This window comes from Streptomyces cinnabarinus (genome assembly GCF_027270315.1).
Classification (GTDB): domain Bacteria; phylum Actinomycetota; class Actinomycetes; order Streptomycetales; family Streptomycetaceae; genus Streptomyces; species Streptomyces cinnabarinus.
The window spans coordinates 7,992,695-8,012,477 of the sequence record NZ_CP114413.1 but is presented as its reverse complement, the minus strand read 5'-3'; the positions used below and the strand labels follow the sequence as shown (position 1 = coordinate 8,012,477).

Genomic DNA, 19,783 nt, shown 5'->3' with positions numbered 1-19,783 from the left:
GGGCGCCGGTCGTCGGTGTCGGCCGGTCGGTGATCTTGACGCTAGCGGGAGCGCGCGGGGCGGCGCCAGCGAGTATCGCCAGATAATTGCAGACGGGCTATACTTGCGCACGACGACAATTTCACCGATGGCATATCCTGGGTGACAGTCACACCGGACGGAGGAGACGGCCCCATGACCGCCACAGACCCCGCACTCACCGCGCTCGCCCAGGGCTGGTGCGCCCTATCGCTGCTGCACGGGCGGATCGAGGCCCACATCGAGCGCGCCCTCCAGTCCGGGCACGACCTCAGCGTGCGGGAGTACTCCCTGCTCGACGTGCTCAGCCGCCAGCACAGCGGGGAGGGCGGCCACCTCCAGATGAAGCAGGTCGCCGACGCGGTCGTGCTCAGCCAGAGCGCCACCACCCGTCTGGTGACCCGGCTTGAGGACCGGGGCCTGCTCTCCCGCTACCTCTGCCCCACCGACCGCCGCGGCATCTACACGGATGTCACCGAGGCAGGGCTGAAGCTCCTCGAAGAGGCCCGCCCCACCAACGAGTCCGCCCTCCGCGAGGCCCTCGACGCAGCGGCGCGGAACCCCGAACTGGCGCCCCTGGTCCGGGCCGTGGAGACCCTCCGCGTCCCCGTCTGAGCGACCGCCTCAGCCCGTCGGTGCCGAGCGCGCCGCCGCCAGCGCCTGTTCCGCGTAGCCCCGGCCGAAGAGGACCGCGTGCACCAGGAGCGGGAAGAGCTGGTGCAGCGGGATGCGGGCCGGCCAGCCCTCGCTGAGCGGGGCCGTCCGCTGGTAGGCCGCCAGCAGGCGGTCCAGATGGGGCAGGCCGAAGAGGTGGAGCATGGCGAGGTCGGTCTCGCGGTGGCCGCCGTGCGCGGCCGGGTCGATCAGCCAGGCCTGACCGTCGGCCCCCCACAGCACATTGCCGTTCCACAGATCCCCATGGAGCCGGGCCGGCGGTTCGGGCGGCCCCGCGAGATCGGGCAGCCGGGCACAGACGCGCTCGAAGACCGCGGCCTCGGCCACGCTCAGGGTGCCGGCGTCAACCGCCCCGCGCACATACGGCAGCACCCGGTGCTCCGCGTACCAGCGCGGCCAGTCGGCGCCTTCGGCGTTCCGCATCGGGGCGAGTCCGATGTACGCCTCCCGTGGACCGCCGGGCGGCGGGGCACCGAACGCCGACGCGCCCGTTGCGTGCAGCGCGGCCAGACCACGCCCGAGCCGCTCGGCGGCCTCGGGACTCGGACGACCGGCCGGGACCCGGTCGGTCACCAGCCACTCCTCGTCATGCCCGTGAACGGCGGGCACCCGGACCGTGCCCGCCGCGCCCAGCCAGCGCAGCCCCGCCGCCTCGGCCCGGGTCGCGCCGGGGCCGCCGTCACCGCGCTTGACCATGACCACCCCGCCGCCGTCGAGGGCGACTTCGGCGAGGGTCCCGGACAGCCGCCGCACACCGACCACCGAACCACCGGTGAAGCGGGCCGCCACGGCCGCCGATCCCTCCTCCGCTTCCCTCATGACGGCAGCGTAGGGGCAGGCCCTAGGGCCTGCCGTTTGGATCTGTCCGGCGTCGCGGGCCCTGGCACGCACATCTGCCGCGTTGTCGTCAGTCGCCGACGCTCCGCGTCGACGCCCTCCTCCGCCTTGCAGCTGCACGCACCAGACCCCGCTCGGGCCTGCCGGACTGCGCCCTTCCTGCAACCGGCCTGATCCAAACGACAGGCCCTAGGGCAGATTCACGAACGGCGACAGGAACGCGCGGGCGCCCGGGGTGTCCAGGCGGTACGTCACGTTCGTGGCGTAGCACGGGGTGTCGCCGGTGATCGTGGTGGACGCCAGGATCCGCTTCCCGTCCAGCGTCACGAAGTTGGGGCCGCCCGAATCGCCGTAGCACGCGCCGCCGTTGCCCTGGGGTGCGGTCATGCCGAGGCGGACCCAGGACTTGTTGAGGGCGTTGAAGGTGACCGGTGCCTTCATCCGGACGCCGCCGCCCGGATGGGTGTGGCCGCCGGGTCCTCGGACGGCCTCCTGGGTGCCGTAACCGGCGACGGTCCAGTCGGTGGAGTTCAGAGTCCCCGCGCCGAGTCGGTCGGCCGTGGGCAGGGTGGCGGGGGTGAAGCTCCAGCGGGACGCCATCTTGGCCGCGGGCAGTTCGACCACGGAGATGTCGTGGGTGTCGGAGGCGGGGCCCGGGAAGGCGGGGTGGCTGTGGGCGGTGCCCTCGACGGCGACGGCGTTCGCCTGGGCGGCCGGGTCGCCCGGGTACGTCGTGGCGGAGGTGTCCAGTGCGGACTGCACGTCCTGGTCGAGGGAGACGTAGAAGCGCACGTTGTCCGGCCAGTCGGTGGTGCAGTGCGCGGCGGTGAGGAAGGTGTCCGCGTCGATCATGGTTCCGGAGCAGACCCAGTCGACCCGGTCGGGGGTGGCGGGGTCGTCGTCGTGGTCCCAGGTCGCGACGAGCGCGCCGACCTCGGTGCGTTCGGGTGCGGGCGTCGCGTTGTAGGAGTTGATGGCCGAGGACGGCAGTGCGGTGATGAGCACCGCCGCACAGCCCGCCGCGGTGACGGCGGTGGCACGGATCGCTGACAAAAGAACTACCCCTTCTGCAGGTGGGCTCGGGTGTTCTCCTGTGGGAGGTGCGGCCAAGTGAAACGCCTGGGTGGGGTGGTGGCAAGAGGGGCGCGGTCATCGGACGGCGGGGACCGGATCCCTGGTGAGCAGGCGGGCGAGCAGCGGGGCGCGGCCCGCGGCGACGGGGCCGAGGACGGCGAGGACCAGCACGTACCCGGCGATGAACGGCGCGAGCCGGCTGTCGAGGCCCGCGCCCGCGGCCATCGCGGCGAGGATCAGCGCGAACTCGCCGCGGGCGACCAGGGTCGTGGCGATGTCGGCGGCCGGTCCGGGGCCGTAGCCGTACAGCCGGGCCACCCACAGGCCCGCGATCACGTTCATGACCAGGGTCAGCAGGGCGGCGAGGGCGACCGGGAGCGCCACACCCGCGAGGTCGCCGGGGTCGATCGCGAGCCCGAAGGCGAAGAAGAAGATCGCGGCGAAGGCGTCGCGCAGCGGATGCACCAGGTCCCGGATGCGCGGTCCGGAGGGCGAGCCCGCGAGGATCAGCCCGACCATGAACGCGCCGATGGCGTCGGCGACTCCGAGCACCTCGGAGACGCCCGCGACGAGGACCGCGGCGCCGAGGAAGCTGATGACGAGCAGTTCGTCGTCACGGACCTGGATCGCGCGCCCGACCAGCCGGGTGCCGTAGCGGGCCACGGCGGCCAGCGCCAGCAGGAACCCGAAGGCCTTGGCGGCCTGGAGGACCATCTCGCCGACGCCTTCGGCACCCCCGATGACCGGCTGGAGCGCGGCCAGGTACAGGGCGAGGAAGATGTCCTCGACGACGATGACGCCGAGGATCAGCCGCGTCTCGGGGCGGCCTATTCGGCCCAGATCGATGAGGATCTTGGTGACGATCGCCGAGGAGGAGATCCCCAGCACCCCGGCCAGGACGAGTGCCTCCCGCGTGCCCCAGCCCAGGGCGAAGCCGAAGCCGAGACCGGCACCGACGTTCAGCAGCAGATAGACGCCGCCCGCGGTCAGCAGCCGTCGGCCGCCGCTCCTGAGGTCGTCCAGGTGGAATTCCAGGCCGAGATAGAACAGCAGCAGCACCAGGCCGAGCGCCGAGAGCATCTCGAAGTCGTGCGGGTCCTCGACGATGACGAGTCCCGGGGTGTGCGGGCCGAGCAGGATGCCCGCGAGGGTGAACAGCGGGATGGTGGGCAGTCCGATACGGCTGCCGAGCCGGGCCAGGACGGCCGCGGCGAGGAAGGCCCCGCCCATGGCCAGAAGGCTGTCAGCGTGTCCCACGGTTCACCCCCTCGGGCCGGTGGACCGTCGGGATCATGGCGACCGTGCGGGGGTGGATGAGTGGCTCTCCTTGGATCGGGGGTTCCGGGGTGGCGGCGGATTCGCCGGTACGACGTCACCGTGCCACGCCCGGAAGGCCCGCGACCATCGGGGCCGACACCCATCTATGCGGAGCAGCACTCCCCCGTGCCCGCACTGGTGTCCAGGCGGCAGAAGCAGGACGACTCGATCGGTACGTCCGCCAACGCGGCGGCGACGCGCAGCTGTTGGGCGATGATGCCCGCCTCGCTCTGCTTGCCCTGGCGCATCAGGCACTCATGGAGTCCGTGCAGCGCCCACACGTTGCCGGGGTGCTGGCAGGCCCGGGGCAGGGTGCCGTCCAGACCGAGGTCGGCCCGGTAGACCGCCTCCGCCTCGGCGATGCGGCCCTGTTCCAGCAGGAGGGCGCCGTAGGCGTGCCGGGTGGGCTGCATCCACCCCCAGGGTTCGTCGTAGGGGAGGTTGTCGTCGAGGTCGATGGAGCGTTCCAGTGCGGCGAAGGCGGTGTCGAACCGGCCCTTGCGGTACTCCAGTTCGCCCTCCAGCATCGCGGCGGCGATGGCGAGGATGTCGGCGCAGGTGTTGTTGAAGAGCATGCGGGTCTCGGGGACCCGGGCCGCCGCCTCCTGGAACAGGCGTTGTTCGGCCTCGGCCTCGGGGACGCGGCCGGTCGCGGAGAGGGCGACGCCACGGGCGTAGTGGAGCATCGCGGTGGTCATGCTGTAGAGCGCGGGGTCGGCGGGCAGCGGCAGTCGGAGGATCTCTGACCAGCGGCCGAAGCGGATCAGGACATGGACCCGCATGGCGAGGAAGGCCTCCAGCCAGTCGGCCATGGGAGGGCTCTGCACCCGCAGCAGCTCCTCCGGTACGGCGGCCTCCAGCTGGTCGGCGGTCTCCAGCGCGACCTGGGACTGGCCGAGGAACATCGCGCCGTAGATCCGGAAGTGGTAGTTGTGCGCGCGGTACAGGCTGTAGAAGTTCATGGCGCCGGAGCGCTTGCGGACCTGTTCGTCGGCGAGGATCGCGACGGTGTTGTCGGAGACGACCCGCCGGTAGTCGCCGCACAGCACCTCCAGATGCGAGGGCATGTGGTGCAGGTGCCCGGCGGCGGGCACGAGTCCGCGCAGCCGGTCCGCGGCGTTCAGGGCCACCTCGGGGGTCGGGGACATCTCCATCAGGTGGATGTACAGATGCAGGACGCCCGGGTGCAGCCGTCCGCCGGGCGCGTCGACGACCCGCTCCAGGACCTCCCTGGCCTCGACGGTCCGGGCGCCCTCGGCGGGCTGCCCGGTGTGCAGGTCCCACAGCTGCCAGGGGGTGAGGTTCATCAGCGCGTCGGCGTAGAGGGTCGCGATGTCCGGGTCGTCCGGGGCGAGTCGGTGGACGGCGCGCATGGCGTCTGCGTAGGGCGCGTTCCACACCGAGCAGTCCTCGACGGCCTTCGCCTGCGGGTAGCGGGCGCGCAGGGCGCCGATCAGGGCCTGCTCGACGGGGGTGGCGCCGGCGGCCTTGGCGTGGGCCGCCTCCACGGCGTCATGGGTGCGTTCGACGGTCCGCGCCAGGTCCCGCTCGTCGAAGAACTCCCAGGGCTTGTTGTAGTTCGGCCCGAGGGCGTAGGCGATGCCCCAGTGGGCCATGGCGCAGTCGGGGTCGGCCGCGGCGGCCTTCTGGAAGCACTCCACGGCCTCCTCGTGGTGGAAGGCGTACGTCCAGGTCAATCCCCGGTCGAACCAGAGCTGTGCTTCCGGGGATGCGGTGGTGACGGTGCGGCCGTGCGGGCCGAGATCGAAGTACTCCACGTGTGTCTCCTGACGGTGCCGCCGACTCGGAGATCGGTATTCTTCCGGAGGCCACCTGGTCTGCCCCGGCTCTCACCATTTTGTCTCACTCGTACGAGGGGCTGGGCGCCGTTTCCCCGACTCGTCCGAAGTGCGCGAGCAGCGCGGCGGCGATCAGCGCGCCGAAGGCGACGGTCATGGTGCCGCGCAGGCCGATGCCGTCGATCAGCGGCCCGGCGAGGGCGGTGCCGAGGGCGCCGACGGCGAAGTACAGCACCAGGTACGCGCCGCTGAAACTGCCGGAGTTGGCGGGGTCGATGCCGAGGACGACGCTCTGGTTGGCGGCCTGCGCGACGAAGCAGCCCGCGTCGAACACCGCCAGCCCCACGGCGATGGCGGGCACGCTGTCCGGGGCGAGAGCGATCAGCAGGACGCCGCTCGCCGCGACCGCCACGGCGACGGTCATCACGGTGTGCGGGTCTCGGCGGTCGACGAGGCGCCCGGTGAAGGGCAGTACGGCGAAGCCGAGCAGCCCGGCCAGGCCGAACAGACCGATGGCGGTGGGGTCCAGGGAGTGCGGCGGCCGGGCGAGGAAGAGCGCCAGGCCGACCCAGAGCAGGGTGAAGGCGAGGTACCACAGGCCCCCGGTGGCGACGGCGTGCCGCAGTCTCGCCTCACGCAGCGGGAGCCGGGGCAGCGCGGCCAGCGCGGAGCGGTAGGGGTCGCGGGCCCGGGGGCGGCCGCCGGGCAGGCGGCTGACGGCCGTACCGGCGCACAGCAGGGCGAGGGCGGCGCAGACCAGGAGCATCGCGCGCCAGCCGATCAGGTCGGTGAGGGCGCCGCCGACCAGTCGGCCGAGCAGGATTCCGGCGGACAGTCCGGTCGCGACCAGCGCGACGGCGGCACCGCGGCGGCCGGGTCCGGCCAGGCGTCCGGCGATCACGTTCGCCTGGGCGGCGACCGCGGCGGCGGCGCCGATGATCAGGTGGGCGGCGACCAGCACGGCCGCGTCGGTGGCGGTGGCGGCCAGCACGAGGCCCGCGGCCAGGGCGGTGAAGTGGGCGGCGACCAGGCGGCCCGGGGCGACGCGGTCGGCGAGGGGCAGCAGCAGGGCGAACCCGGCCATCGAGCCGGCGAGCGCGGCGGACGGGACGAGGCTGATCGCGGAGAGCGGGACGTCCAGGTCGGCGGCGACGACGGTGAGGGCGGGCTGGAGGGTGTAGTTGTCGGCTATCGCCGTACCGGCCATGGCGGCGAGCAGGGCGGTGGCGCCGCGGTGCGCGGTGTCGCCCTGGCGTGGGGAGCGGGTCATGGGCGGTCGGTCCGGCTGAGGACCACCGCGTAACGGCAGGCGTCGGTACCGGTGTTGGTGAAGACGCGCGGGGCGGGCTCGCCGAGTTCGACGATGTCCCCCGGGCCGAGGTCGTGGACGGTGTCGCCGTCCTGGAAGGTGAGCCGGCCCTCCAGCACCCAGACGAGCTGGTGGAGGAAGGCGAAGGCGGCGGCCGGGTAGGGGACGCGGGCGCCGGGCGGCAGCTGGATCTCCGCGATCTCGGCGGGGAAGCGCGGGCCGGTGATCTGGCGACGCCGGTACCCGGTCCCGGGGTCGGTCCACTCGACGTCCTCCGCCCTTCGCCGCACGCCCGCCGGCGTCTCGGCCTCCGGATGCGCCTCGCCCTCAGCGAGCAGCGATGCGACGCTGAGCCGGAAGGCCGCGGACAGCTTGCCGAGGACGACGGCCGTCGGGTTGCTCTCGCCGCGCTCGATGCGGTTGATCATCGCGCGGGAGACCCCGGAGGCGTCGGCGAGCTGCGCGAGCGTCCAGCGGCGCCGTTCCCGCTCGTCCCGGATGCGGGTGGCGATCCGCTCCACGAGAGGATCTATCATATTGGACATGATTCCAATATACGAGACGCGAGAGGGTGTGGCGGTCCGGTCGGCCCGGCCGGAGGACACCGAGGCCGTCGTCGCGATCCGCAACCACGCCGTCGAGTACTCGACGGCCCTGTGGACGCAGGTCCCGCACACCCCCGCCGAGGGCCGGGCCTGGTTCGCCGACCATCTCGACCGGGGCTCCGCGCTGGTGGCGGAGGTGGACGGCGAGATCGCCGGCTACGCGGCCTACGCGCCCTGGCGGGCCCTGGAGGGCTACCGCCACACGGTGGAGGACTCGGTCTACGTCCGCGCCGAGCACCACGGCCTGGGCATCGGCGGCACCCTGCTCACCGCGCTGATCGCCCGCGCCCGCGCCACGGGCCAGCACAGCATGGTCGCCGCCGTCGAGTCGGGCAACGTGACGTCGATCCGGCTCCATGAGCGGCGGGGGTTCGAGCACGTGGGGACCATGAAGGAGGCCGGGACGAAGTTCGGGCGGTGGTTCGATCTGACGTTGATGCAGTTGCGGCTGGGGTAGGGCACGGCGCGAGCGCTCCCCGGGTCGGCCGCCCGGGTCTAGGAGCCGATGAGCGTCCGGGCCTGCTCGATCCACCCCGACACGGCCTCGGCACCGCAGCTCTCGGCGACCGACTGGGCCTCGTCGAGGTGGCGGAACGCCGCCGACCGGTCGCCGGATTCGGCCGCGAGGTAGGCGAGCGCCACCAGGCCGGCCGATTCCCCGGCCCTGAAGCCGATCTCGCGGCGCAGGGCCACCGATTCGACCAGCCGCTCGCGGGCCTGATCGAGGTGCCCTGCGTCCTTGTCGGCGAATCCGAGATGGCGCACCGCGTAGGACATCGTCCGCCGGTCGTCGACGGACTTCGCCAGCGCGTACGACCGCTCGAAGTACGGCCTGCCGGTGGCGCCGTCACCCTTGACCACCTGGTGCCAGCAGCCGATCCAGAACAACGCGTCCGCCTCTCCCGAGGCGTCTCCCAGACGCGCGTACAACTCGGCCGCGCGCTCGAACAGCACCAGTTCCTGGCTGTTCTCCTCGCGGTCGTTCAGGAAGCGGACGTGCATCGCCTTGCCCCGCGCCATCGCGAGCGGCGCCTCGACCGCGTCCAGCACCTCGTCGGACCGCTCCAGCGCGGTCGCGTCCCCGCCGAACATCGCCGCTTCGAACAGCTCTCCCGCACGTTCGACCCAGTCCTGCCCTCGCATACTCGGACCCCTCCCCGTTGGACGCCGGCAGCGCCGAGGCTATCGCCCCTGGCGGGGCTTGGCCCCCCGCTCAGGGACTGAGCCCCGTCCTGCGCAGTCGCTCCACCGTCTGCGCGGACGTGGCGCGCGGCGTCTGTGCGGTCAGTGCCGCCAGCAGGCCCTCCCAGGCGTCGGGGAGTCCGGCGTCCACGGCTGCGCGGTAGGCGGTGCAGGCTTCGGTGGAGCGGCCCTGGTCCAGGTAGAGGGCGCCGAGGGCGGCGTACGCCTCCGTGTCTCCGGCCTCGCAGCCGCGGAGGTAGGCGCGTTCGGCGGCTGCGGGATCGTGCAGGGCCTCGCGGACGCGGCCCAGCGCGGTCCAGGTGTCAAAGGCGCCGAGCGCGACGGCTCGCAGCGCCGCGCGCCTCGATCCCACCCGGTCCCCCGCCCGCTCCCGCATCCGGGACAGGGCGGCCCACGCGGCGGGCGAGCCCCGGTCGGCGGCCAGGTCGGCGGCGTGCTCCGCGCCCTCGAGGTCTTTGGCGCGTTCGCGGCCGCGGGCCAGCGTGATCCAGGCCTCCACGTCGCCGGCGCGGGCCGCCTCGGCGGCGGCGTGGGCGGCGCCCGTGTCATCACCGTGATCCGCCCGGTCCTCGGCCAGGGCGGTCCAGGCCTCGGGGTCGCCGGTGCGCACCGCCTGTGCGGCGGCCTCCTCGGCGGCGGTGCGGTCGCCGTCCGCCTCGGCGAGCAGGGCGAGTTCACGCCAGGCCGCGCCGACGCCGAGAGCCGCGGCCTCGCGGTGGGCAGCGGCGGCACCGGACAAGTCCCCGTCGGCGTGGCGCAGTTGAGCGAGCCGGGTCCAGCCTTCCGGGCTTTCGGCGTCCGCTCCCCCGGTGGCCGCGGCCACGGCTGCCGTGGCGTCGCCGAGCGCCCAGTGCAGCCGTACCAGCAGCGCCCACGCCGCGGTGACGCCCGCCTCGGCCGCCCGCGTGGCGTGCCGCACCGCCTCGGGGAGGTCACCGGCGCGCTGGGCGACCTGGGCGAGCCCGAGCAGACCCCATCCGTCGCCGACCCGCACCGCCCGCTCGAACGCCTCCGCCGCCGCGGGGCCGTCGGCCGCGCGCATCCGGCCGAGCGTCCGCCAGGCGAGCGGCTGTCCCGCCGCCGCGGCCTGCGCCGCGACGGCGTCCGCGGCGGCCGGGTCGCCCTCCTCCTGACGGATCCGGGCCATGGCGGACCAGGCCCACGCGTCGCCCGCCTCCGCCGCGCGGCGATACGCCTCGTAGGCGGCGGGCTCGTCGCCCGCGGACTCCCTCGACACGGCGAGTGCCGCCCAGGCGGCGGGGTCGCCCGCCGCTGTCCGTTCGGCGGCTTCCCGCCCGTCGGTTCGCTCCCGCAGCACCGCCCAGGCGGCGCGGGCACGGACCTGGCCCTGCCCGACGGCGTTCTCGTACAGCGCGGCGGCGCAGGTGTAGCGGCGGCGCCGTTCGGCGGCCCGGCCGAAGGCGTAGAGGTCATCGGGGGTTCTGGCCCAGGCCGCGGCGGTCCAGAACTCGGCGGAGGGCGCGAGGTGCGCCCTGACCCGGCGGATGTGCTGCTCCAGATAGTCGTCCGGGCGGTAGCTGTCGGGGTCGCCGACGCCCGGCTCGTGCCGTTCGGCGATCAGTGGCGCGGGGCCGCCGCCGGTGGCGGTCAGCGCGCCGATCGCCGCCGGGAACCACTCCTTGCCCGCGGTCGCGCGTGCGGTGGAGTCCATGAACCCGGCCGCGGCCTCCATCAGCAGCCTGGCCGGGACGGCACTGGCGTGGCCGAGCCTGCGTGCCTCGGCCGCCGCCGTGAGGACGGCGTGTTCGGGCGCGGTGAACCACTGGTCGGGGCCCATGTCCCAGCGGCGGACCAACTCCGGCCCGCCGGTGAGGTGTTGGAGCACACGGTTGCCGGGTCCCGCGGCACGCACGGCGGCCGCCAGGCGAGGGTCCCGGGCCGCTGCCGCCGCCACGTCAGGGGCGTCGCCGGGCAGCGTGTCCGGCACCGTGATCATGGCGTGACGACCCGTCAACAACGCCCGGGTGTGCGGTGCTTCGTCCCCGTCGCCACGGCTGTTCTCGGTCAGTCGCCGCAGGGTCTCCGGCCACATCGTGCCCACCACGGCGAGCGGCGCCACCTGGTCGAGCAGCCGCCCCAGGGTCCGGGCCGAGCGCTCGCCGGCGGCTCCGCACAGATAGCGCTGCGCCTCGTCGAGCCACAGCACGGTGCGCGGACCGATGTCCGCCGCGGCCAGTTCGTCGGCGTCGACGGGACGCACCACGGGCCAGTCGGGCAGGACCGCGGCCACCGCCTCGTAGACGGCGCGGGTCTTGCCGCTCGCGGAACGGCCCACCAGCAGCACGAACACGGCGCCGTGCGTGGCCGCCGTGCGGGCCAGCCGCCGGCGCAGGATGTCGTCGTGCGGGCGGGGCAGGTACTCCGTCAACGGCAGATCGACGGTGCCGTCGGGGCCGGGGGCGGGGTGAACTCCCAGGCGGACGGGGTCCCATTGGACGGCGGTGCGCCGACGGTCCGCAGCGTCAGACATGCGCTCGGGGCACCTGTCGGCCGAGGAACTCCACTGCGGAATCCACCGTGTCGAACTTGGGAAACACAGAGGACAGTCCGGTGATCCGGAACGCCTTCTCCATGCGCAGGGCCGGCACGACCACCGCTATCGCCCCGTCGTGCGGACGCAGGCGCTTCAGGCAGCCGACCAGGACGCCGAGTCCGGTCGAGTCGATGAAGTCGACGAACGTCAGATCCACGACCAGGAAGTGCCGTCCCTGGTTCACCAGATCGGCGAGCACCTTGCGCAGGGCGGGCGCCGTGTAGACGCTGATCTCGGCGTCCAGATCCTTGCTCAGGACGCTCACCAGCGTGATGTCCTCGGAGAGGTGCTCGTAGGTGTACTCGCCCGAGACGATGACGCCCTTCTCCAGTGGCTGCCGCTTTCGGGCGGCGCGCTCCGCGATGGCCGCGCGTCGCTGTTCGATGCCTTCCTTCGTGTAGTCGGCGGCAAGCGTCGTCACCGCGCTCGACACGTCCTCGTGGATGCGGAACAGCTTGGCCAAACGTGTCTTGGCGAAAATGGCGCGCACCCGCTCACTCGGGATGACCAACGCGAGCGTCCCACCCTTGAAGTGCACCCGCTTCAGGCCCCCGACCAGCACGCCCAGACCGGTGCTGTCGATGTCGTCCAGCACGCTCAGGTCGACGACGAAGAGCAGCCGCCCGCCCTCGGTCAACCGCAGCAGTACCTCGCGCAGTTCCGGTTCCCAGTGGCCGGCGCTCTCCACCCGCACGACAGTGATGTCGTCGGACTGGTCCTCGTACGACACCTTCGGCTGCACCAGTCCCCCTTCATCCCGGGCACTGCGGATCTTATCCGTCAGCAGCGGACTGCGCAGTGGCCAGCGCGGCGCGCGCCGCGTCGAGGAACTCGCCCTGGGCCATGGAGTGTTGGGTTCCGGGAGCGGTGGCGGCGAGGGCGCCCAGCAGGTTCTCCGCAGCCGTCGCGACAGGCTCCGGCCCTTCCAGCCGTACGACATTCAGCGCCTCCCCGACCGCGCCCATCGCCACGTCGTACTCCCGCCGCCGCGGCGACTCCTCCGCCGTGCCGATCGCGCTCTGCCAGGCAGCCGAGGCCAGTTGGGCGCTGTCCGTGCGGCTGAGGAACGTCACATAGGCCGCCCTCCGCACCTCCCGCTGCGCCGCGAGCGTCTGTTCGGCCAGCGTGCGGCGGGCCACGTCCAGCTGGGCCGTCGCCTGGAGTTGGCCCGCGTCCCAGGCGGCGGCCGCCTGTTGCCGGCCCGCCTCCCACGCGGCCTCGGCCTGCCGTTCGCCCGCCGCCCAGGCCGCCGCGGCCTGGCGCTTGGCGGCGACGAGCGCGAAGCACCCGGTCAGCGCGCCGCCGCCGATCGCGGCCCCGGCGGCGATCAGCGCCGTCACCACCGCCTCGTCCATGTCAGGCGTCCAGCGCCGCCAGCACCACGGACCTGGCCTCTTCCTGGACCTGGCGCAGATGGTCCGGGCCGAGGAAGGACTCGCCGTAGATCTTGTAGACGTCCTCCGTGCCCGAAGGGCGGGCCGCGAACCAGGCGTTGGCGGTGCCGACCTTGATGCCGCCGAGCGCGGCGCCGTTGCCGGGCGCCTCCGTCAGCACCGTGGTGACCGGGTCCCCGGCGAGGGTGTCGGCGGTGACCTGACTCGGGGACAGCTTGGCGAGCAGGGCCTTCTCCTCACGGGACGCCGGGGCGTCGACGCGGGCGTAGGCCGGGGCGCCGAAGCGCTCGGTGAGCCGCGTGTAGTGCTGGGACGGGGTGCTGCCCGTCACCGCCGTGATCTCGGAGGCGAGCAGCGCCAGGATGATGCCGTCCTTGTCGGTGGTCCATACCGAGCCGTCCCGGCGCAGGAAGGACGCGCCCGCCGACTCCTCGCCGCCGAAGCCGAGGCTGCCGTCGGACAGTCCGTCCACGAACCACTTGAATCCGACCGGGACTTCGACCAGCGGACGGCCGACGTCCGCCGCGACCCGGTCGATCATGCTGGACGACACCAGCGTCTTGCCGATCCCGGCGCCCGCCGGCCACTCCGAACGGTGGGAGAAGAGGTACGAGATCGCCACGGCCAAGTAGTGGTTGGGGTTCATCAGGCCGCCGTCCGGCGTGACGATGCCGTGCCGGTCCGCGTCGGCGTCGTTGCCCGTGGCGATGTCGTAGCGGGCGCGCTGCTCGATGAGCGAGGCCATGGCGTACGGCGAGGAGCAGTCCATGCGGATCTTGCCGTCCCAGTCCAGCGTCATGAAGCGCCAGGTGGGGTCGGTGAGGGGGTTCACCACCGTCAGGTCCAGGCCGTGCTCTTCGGCGATACGGCCCCAGTAGGCGACCGATGCGCCGCCCAGCGGGTCGGCGCCGATGCGCACTCCCGCGGACCGGATTGCTTCCAGGTCCAGGACGCTCGGCAAGTCCGCCACGTACGTGCCCAGGAAGTCGTAGCGGCCCGTGCCGGGGGCGCTCAAGGCGCGGGTGTACGGGATGCGGCGTACGTCCTTCAGGCCGCCGGTGATGATCTCGTTGGCGCGGTCCTGGATCCAGGAGGTCGCCTCGGAGCCGGCGGGGCCGCCGCTCGGCGGGTTGTACTTGAAGCCGCCGTCGGCGGGCGGGTTGTGGGACGGGGTGACCACCACGCCGTCCGCGAGCCCGGAGGTGCGGCTGCGGTTGTGGGCGAGGATGGCGTGCGAGACCGCCGGGGTGGGCGTGTAGCCGTCCGTCTGGTCGATGAGGACCGTCACGTCGTTGGCCGCGAACACCTCCAGTGCCGTGATCCGCGCGGGCTCGGACAGGGCGTGGGTGTCGGCGCCGAGGAAGAGCGGGCCGTCGGTGCCCTGCGCGGTGCGGTACTCGCAGATGGCCTGGCTGGTGGCGGCGATGTGGTCCTCGTTGAACGCCGTCGCCAGGGACGAGCCGCGGTGCCCGGAGGTGCCGAACGCCACCCGCTGGCCGGGCTCTGCCGGGTCCGGGTGCAGCGCGTAGTACGCCGTGACCAGCCGGGCCACGTCGATCAGGTCCTCGGGCCCCGCGACCTGCCCCGCTCGCTCGTCCTGCATCTTCCCGCTCCTCCGCAAGGGTTCGACCGTCGGTCAGGCCCTCATTCTCCCCTGCCGGGGGCGTGCGGACGCGCACCGGCCGCCGTTGTGGCCCGCGTCCGCCGGGTGCGACGATGCGGGCCGACAAGCGAAAGGGAGACCCGACGTGCCGCAAGAGGACCAACGCCCGCCCGCCGCCGTGGTGTTCGACGCGCTGGGCGCCGACTACGAGAAGGCGTTCGCGCACGATCCCGCGCATCTGGCCGCACTGGAGTGGCTGATCGGGCGGCTGCCGACCGCCGCGTGGACACTGGACGTGGGCAGCGGCACCGGGCGGCCCACCGCCGCGGCGCTCGCCGGGGCGGGGCACTCCGTGGTCGGCGTCGATGTCTCCCCGGTGATGGTGGAACTCGCCGCCCGCCAGGTCCCCGACGCCGAGTTCCGCCGGGCCGACATCCGTGAACTCCCGCTGGAGGAGGGCTTCTTCGACGGGGTGTGCGTGTTCTTCTCGCTGCTCCAGATGACCCGCGAGGAGCAGTCCACGCTGGTGCGGCGGCTGGCCCGGGCGCTCAAGCCCGGTGGGCATCTGGTGCTGGCCACCGTGCCCGCGGACGTGGAGAACCTGGAGATCGTCTTCATGGGGCAGCCGGTCCGGGCGACCAGCTTCGCCCAGGCGGACTTCACCGCCCTGGCCGAGGCGGCGGGGCTGACGGTGCTGTCCAGTGACAGCACCGTCTTCACCCCGGACCATCCCGGCGCGGGGCCGGAGCCCCACCTCTTCCTGTACTGCCGCCGGGAGCTGTGAGGCTCAGCCGATCTCCACCAGCAGGTCGCCGCCCTCGACCTGCTGGATCCGGCCCACGGCGAGCCGGGACACGGTGCCGTCCTTGGCGGCGGTGATCGAGGCCTCCATCTTCATCGCCTCGATCGTCGCCACCGTCGCTCCGGCCGCCACCTGGTCGCCCTCGGCGACCGCGAGGGTCACCACGCCCGCGAACGGCGCCGCGACATGGCCGGGGTTGGCGCGGTCCGCCTTCTCGGTGACCGGGATGTCCGAGGCCACGCCCCGGTCGCGGACCTGGATGGGCCGCAACTGCCCGTTCAGGGAGGACATCACCGTGCGCATGCCCCGCTCGTCGGCCTCGCCGACCGCCTGGAGCTCGATCAGCAGCCGCACACCGGGCTCCAGGTCGATCGCGTACTCCTTGGCCGGGCGCAGCCCGTAGAAGAAGTCTTTGCTGTCCAGGACGCTGGTGTCGCCGTAGCTCTGGCGGTGGGTGTCGAACTCGCGGGTCGGGCCGGGGAAGAGGAGCCGGTTGAGGGTGGCGCGGCGGTCCTTGACCAGTCCGGCGCGGTCGTCGGCGGTCAGGGAAGTGGGCGGCTTGGCCTCGGCGCGGCCGCGCAGCGCCTTGCTGCGGAAGGGCTCGGGCCAGCCGCCGGGCGGGGTGCCCAGTTCGCCACGGAGGAAGCCGATGACCGAGTCGGGGATGTCGAAACGGTCAGGTTCCGATTCGAAGTCGGCCGGGGAGACTCCGGCTCCCACCAAGTGCAGCGCCAGGTCTCCGACCACCTTCGAGGACGGGGTGACCTTCACCAGGCGGCCCAGCATCCGGTCGGCGGCGGCGTACATCGACTCGATGTCCTCGAAGCGGTCGCCGAGGCCGAGCGCGATGGCCTGAGTGCGCAGGTTGGACAGCTGTCCGCCGGGGATCTCGTGGTGGTAGACGCGGCCGGTCGGCGCGGGCAGGCCCGCCTCGAAGGGGGCGTAGACCTTGCGCACGCTCTCCCAGTACGGCTCCAGGTCGCCGACGGCGTGGATGTCGAGGCCGGTCGGGCGGGCCGAGTGGTCGGTGGCGGCGACGATCGCGGAGAGGGACGGCTGTGAGGTGCTGCCCGCCATGGACGCGACCGCTCCGTCGACGGCGTCCGCTCCGGCCTGGATCGCGGCCAGGTAGGTGGCGAGCTGTCCGCCCGCGGTGTCATGGGTGTGCAGATGCACCGGGAGGTCGAACTCCCGCCGCAGCGCCGATACGAGGGTGGCGGCGGCCGGGGCCCGCAGCAGTCCGGCCATGTCCTTGACGGCCAGGACATGGGCGCCGGCGTCGACGATCTTCTCGGCGAGGCGCAGGTAGTAGTCGAGGGTGTAGAGCTTCTCGTTCGGGTCGGACAGGTCGGCGGTGTAGCACAGGGCCACCTCCGCGACCGCGGTCTCGGTCTGCCGTACGGCGTCGATGGCGGGGCGCATCTGGTCGACGTCGTTGAGGGCGTCGAAGATGCGGAAGATGTCGATGCCGGTGGCCGCGGCCTCCTGCACGAAGGCGTCGGTGACCTCGGTGGGGTACGGGGTGTAGCCGACGGTGTTGCGGCCGCGCAGCAGCATCTGGAGGCAGAGGTTGGGCACGGCCTCGCGCAGCGCGGCGAGCCGTTCCCAGGGGTCCTCGGCGAGGAAGCGGAGCGCGACGTCGTAGGTGGCGCCGCCCCAGCACTCCAGGGAGAGCAGTCCGGGCAGGGTGCGGGCGACGACCGGGGCGACGGCGAGCATGTCCTTCGTGCGGACCCTGGTCGCGAGCAGGGACTGGTGTGCGTCGCGGAAGGTGGTGTCGGTGACGCCGAGGGTGGGGGACTCGCGCAGGGCGCGGGCGAAGCCCTCGGGGCCGAGCTCGATCAGGCGCTGGCGCGAGCCCGCCGGGGGCAGGCCCTCCGGTACCGGGGGCAGCTTGGCCATCGGGTCGGCCAGGTCGGGCCGCTCCCCGTGCGGCCGGTTCACCGTGACGTCGGCCAGGTAGGTCAGCAGCTTGGTGCCGCGGTCGGCGGAGTGGCGGGCGGTCAGCAGGTGCGGGCGCCGCTCGATGAAGGAGGTGGTGACCCGGCCCGCCTGGAAGTCCGGGTCGTCCAGGACCGCCTGGAGGAACGGGATGTTGGTGGCGACACCGCGGATGCGGAACTCGGCGACGGCGCGCCGGGCGCGGCCCACCGCGGCGGCGAAGTCCCGGCCCCGGCAGGTCAGCTTGACCAGCATGGAGTCGAAATGGGCGCTGATCTCGGTGCCCGCGTGGGTGGTGCCGCCGTCCAGCCGGATGCCGGAGCCGCCCGGTGAGCGGTAGGCGCTGATCCGGCCGGTGTCGGGGCGGAAGCCGTTGGCGGGGTCCTCGGTGGTGATACGGCACTGGAGGGCCGCGCCGCGCAGCGTGATCGTCTCCTGGGCGAGCCCGAGGTCGGCGAGGCTCTCCCCGGCGGCGATCCGCAGTTGCGCCTGGACCAGGTCGACGTCGGTGACCTCCTCGGTCACCGTGTGCTCGACCTGGATGCGCGGGTTCATCTCGATGAAGACGTGGTTGCCCTCGCGGTCCAGGAGGAACTCCACGGTGCCCGCGTTGCGGTAGCCGATCTCGCGGGCGAAGCGCACGGCGTCGGCGCAGATGCGGTCGCGCAGGGCCGGGTCGAGGTTGGGGGCGGGGGCCAGCTCGATGACCTTCTGGTGGCGGCGCTGCACGGAGCAGTCCCGCTCGTAGAGGTGGATGACGTCGCCGTTGCCGTCGGCGAGGATCTGCACCTCGATGTGGCGGGGCTCGACGACGGCCTTCTCCAGGAAGACGGTGGGGTCGCCGAAGGCGGAGGCGGCCTCGCGGGAGGCGGCCTCGATGGACTCCCGGAGCTGGGCGGGATCCTCGACGCGGCGCATCCCGCGGCCACCGCCGCCCGCGACGGCCTTGACGAACACCGGGAAGCCGATGTCCTCGGCGGCGCGGACGAGTTCGTCGACGTCGTTGGAGGGCGCGGAGGAGCCGAGCACGGGCACGCCAGCCGCGCGGGCGGCGGCCACGGCGCGGGCCTTGTTGCCGGTCAGCTCCAGGATGTCGGCGCCGGGCCCGACGAAGGTGATGCCGGCGGCCGCGCAGGCGCGGGCCAGCTCGGGGTTCTCGGAGAGGAAGCCGTAGCCGGGGTAGACGGCGTCCGCGCCCGCGCGCCGGGCCGCCGCGACGATCTCGTCCACGGAGAGATAGGCGCGCACCGGGTGCCCGGGCTCACCGATCTCATAGGCCTCGTCGGCCTTCAGCCGGTGCAGCGAGTTGCGGTCCTCGTGCGGGAAGACGGCGACGGTGCGCGCGCCCAACTCGTAGCCCGCGCGGAACGCCCGAATCGCGATCTCGCCACGGTTGGCGACCAGCACCTTGCGGAACATTCGTGATCCCTTCGCCTGGCGGTGAGGCCCCCATGGTGTCGGCCACACCCCACATACGCCATGTGAACTGGACCACGGACCGACTTAACACACCGCGCTTCACCCGGACGGGACCGCCACCCGTATGCCCCGCTCCTCGCTAGTCGCCGCCTCCTCCTCCGCCGCCGTCCCCACCGCCGCCGTCTCCCCCTCCGCCGTCGCCGCCCCCGGAGTCCCCTCCGTCACCGCCGTCCGAGCCCCAGCCGTCGGCGCCGCCGAGTTCGTTGTCCTCCCGGTCCAGGCCGAGGTTGCTGAACCAGGGGCGGTCCCACCACTCGTCCACGGCGATCGGCTCCCCGAAGTGCGTCCGGCGCCGCTCGGCCCGGAACCGGGCCGCGCCCGTGGTGTCACCGAGCCCGAAGGCCACGGCGAACACATGGGCCATGACGGCGTCCAGCGGGTCGGGGCTCTCGTACTGCACGGAGGCCAGCGGCCGCAGCACCGAGCCCGGCTCGGGTTCCGGCCGGCCCCGGGGTCGGGTGAGCAGGGCCACCGGCCGGTCGTCACGCAGCAGCCGGGAACTCTTCCCGCTCTCCCGCTTCAGCACCCACCGCTGACCGGGCAGCGTCACCTCCACGTACCGCTTGGACTTGCGCTTGCGCGCGTGGAGGACAAGCTCCGCCGAGACCTCGCCGACGGTCACGCGCAGCCCCTGGGCGGGATCGGTGCGCTCGCGGTGGAAGCCGAACGGCGCCCGGATCCGTACGGCGGGGGCGTGCGGTCCCCAGACGTCCACCCGCACCAGGTTCCGGTCCACGGCGACGGCGATCGGCCCGGCCGGTCCGGGGGCGAACCGGCGCGCGATCCACAGCGGTACGCCCTCGGCGCGGGCCATCTCCGCGACGGCCGCCACCTGCCCCGGCCCACCGCTGTGCCGTACCGCCAGCTCTCCCAGCGTGCGGGCGAACTCGGCGGCCTCGCGCACCTTCAGCGGCTTGGTGGTGCCGGTGGCGCGGGTCACCGGGACGACGCCGGGGCCTTCCGGCAGCCCGTTCAGCGGGCGTTCCGTGCCACCGCCCCCGAGCCACTGGCCGCGCTGGAAGGCGTCGGCCATGGCGACGAGGTTCAGCTCGTGCAGCGGCGTGGTCCTGCCGCCCCTGCGCAGCCCGGCATCGGTCAGCTCGACGGTCCGCGCCAGCGGATTCCACGACCGCTCCCCATAGAGCACCTGGCTCACAACAGCCCCCTGTCCTA

16 protein-coding genes and 1 pseudogene are annotated in these 19,783 nt (G+C 73.2%); 3 read left to right on the top strand and 14 right to left on the bottom strand.

The window, feature by feature from the left end; translation table 11 throughout:
* The first annotated feature begins 174 nt into the window (after positions 1-174).
* Entirely contained in the window at positions 175-633 is a 459-nt protein-coding gene (locus STRCI_RS36125) for a MarR family winged helix-turn-helix transcriptional regulator (protein WP_269663199.1), read from the top strand.
* A gap of 9 nt (positions 634-642) precedes the next feature.
* Here the strand turns inward: STRCI_RS36125 and STRCI_RS36120 are convergent, their stop codons facing one another.
* The 6 genes from STRCI_RS36120 to STRCI_RS36095 form a co-directional block, all read right to left on the bottom strand.
* Positions 643-1,512 (bottom strand): fructosamine kinase family protein, encoded by an 870-nt coding sequence (locus tag STRCI_RS36120; protein ID WP_269663198.1) that lies wholly within the window; start codon positions 1,510-1,512, stop codon positions 643-645.
* A gap of 207 nt (positions 1,513-1,719) precedes the next feature.
* A complete protein-coding gene (locus tag STRCI_RS36115) occupies positions 1,720-2,583 on the bottom strand; it encodes a trypsin-like serine protease (protein ID WP_269663197.1) in 864 nt (287 codons plus the stop codon).
* 96 nt (positions 2,584-2,679) lie between these two features.
* Positions 2,680-3,861, bottom strand: a complete 1,182-nt coding sequence (locus STRCI_RS36110; protein WP_269663196.1) for a cation:proton antiporter — start codon at positions 3,859-3,861, stop codon at positions 2,680-2,682.
* Positions 3,862-4,025: 164 nt separating this feature from the next.
* Positions 4,026-5,699 carry a tetratricopeptide repeat protein gene (locus STRCI_RS36105; RefSeq protein WP_269663195.1) on the bottom strand — a complete coding sequence of 558 codons (1,674 nt, stop codon included), beginning with the start codon at positions 5,697-5,699 and terminating at the stop codon, positions 4,026-4,028.
* A gap of 85 nt (positions 5,700-5,784) precedes the next feature.
* Complete coding sequence (locus STRCI_RS36100; RefSeq protein WP_269663194.1) at positions 5,785-6,990, bottom strand: MFS transporter; 1,206 nt, start codon at positions 6,988-6,990, stop codon at positions 5,785-5,787.
* A complete protein-coding gene (locus STRCI_RS36095) occupies positions 6,987-7,565 on the bottom strand; it encodes a helix-turn-helix domain-containing protein (protein ID WP_269663193.1) in 579 nt (192 codons plus the stop codon). Before STRCI_RS36095 ends, STRCI_RS36100 begins: the two co-directional genes overlap by 4 nt.
* Before the next feature lie 7 nt (positions 7,566-7,572).
* On the opposite strand from STRCI_RS36095, the gene STRCI_RS36090 reads away from it, so the two are divergent.
* Entirely contained in the window at positions 7,573-8,091 is a 519-nt protein-coding gene (locus tag STRCI_RS36090; RefSeq protein WP_269663192.1) for a GNAT family N-acetyltransferase, read from the top strand.
* 38 nt (positions 8,092-8,129) lie between these two features.
* On the opposite strand, the gene STRCI_RS36085 is transcribed toward STRCI_RS36090, so the two are convergent.
* The 6 genes and pseudogenes from STRCI_RS36085 to pgm form a co-directional block, all read right to left on the bottom strand.
* On the bottom strand, positions 8,130-8,777 hold the full coding sequence (locus STRCI_RS36085) for a tetratricopeptide repeat protein (RefSeq protein WP_269663191.1): 648 nt from the start codon (positions 8,775-8,777) through the stop codon (positions 8,130-8,132).
* A gap of 70 nt (positions 8,778-8,847) precedes the next feature.
* The gene (locus STRCI_RS36080) at positions 8,848-11,328 is read right to left on the bottom strand and encodes a hypothetical protein (protein WP_269663190.1); all 2,481 of its coding nucleotides are present in this window, start codon (positions 11,326-11,328) and stop codon (positions 8,848-8,850) included.
* Positions 11,321-11,665 (bottom strand): STAS domain-containing protein, encoded by a 345-nt coding sequence (locus STRCI_RS43425; protein ID WP_336298853.1) that lies wholly within the window; start codon positions 11,663-11,665, stop codon positions 11,321-11,323. The genes STRCI_RS36080 and STRCI_RS43425 overlap by 8 nt, the downstream gene beginning before the upstream one ends.
* Positions 11,666-11,809: 144 nt before the next feature.
* Positions 11,810-12,121: pseudogene (locus STRCI_RS43420) on the bottom strand (anti-sigma factor antagonist); the annotation flags it as partial.
* A gap of 43 nt (positions 12,122-12,164) precedes the next feature.
* Complete coding sequence (locus tag STRCI_RS36070) at positions 12,165-12,746, bottom strand: hypothetical protein (protein ID WP_269663188.1); 582 nt, start codon at positions 12,744-12,746, stop codon at positions 12,165-12,167.
* Position 12,747: 1 nt separating this feature from the next.
* Positions 12,748-14,388, bottom strand: a complete 1,641-nt coding sequence (gene pgm / locus STRCI_RS36065) for a phosphoglucomutase (alpha-D-glucose-1,6-bisphosphate-dependent) (RefSeq protein ID WP_269663187.1) — start codon at positions 14,386-14,388, stop codon at positions 12,748-12,750.
* 145 nt (positions 14,389-14,533) lie between these two features.
* Between pgm and STRCI_RS36060 the strand changes: the two genes are divergently transcribed.
* Complete coding sequence (locus STRCI_RS36060) at positions 14,534-15,172, top strand: class I SAM-dependent methyltransferase (protein ID WP_269663186.1); 639 nt, start codon at positions 14,534-14,536, stop codon at positions 15,170-15,172.
* A 3-nt stretch (positions 15,173-15,175) separates the two neighbouring features.
* On the opposite strand, the gene STRCI_RS36055 is transcribed toward STRCI_RS36060, so the two are convergent.
* Together STRCI_RS36055 and STRCI_RS36050 are read right to left on the bottom strand one after the other, a co-directional pair.
* Positions 15,176-18,550 (bottom strand): pyruvate carboxylase, encoded by a 3,375-nt coding sequence (locus STRCI_RS36055; RefSeq protein WP_269663185.1) that lies wholly within the window; start codon positions 18,548-18,550, stop codon positions 15,176-15,178.
* Positions 18,551-18,689: 139 nt separating this feature from the next.
* On the bottom strand, positions 18,690-19,766 hold the full coding sequence (locus tag STRCI_RS36050) for a hypothetical protein (RefSeq protein ID WP_269663184.1): 1,077 nt from the start codon (positions 19,764-19,766) through the stop codon (positions 18,690-18,692).
* Positions 19,767-19,783 lie beyond the last annotated feature (17 nt).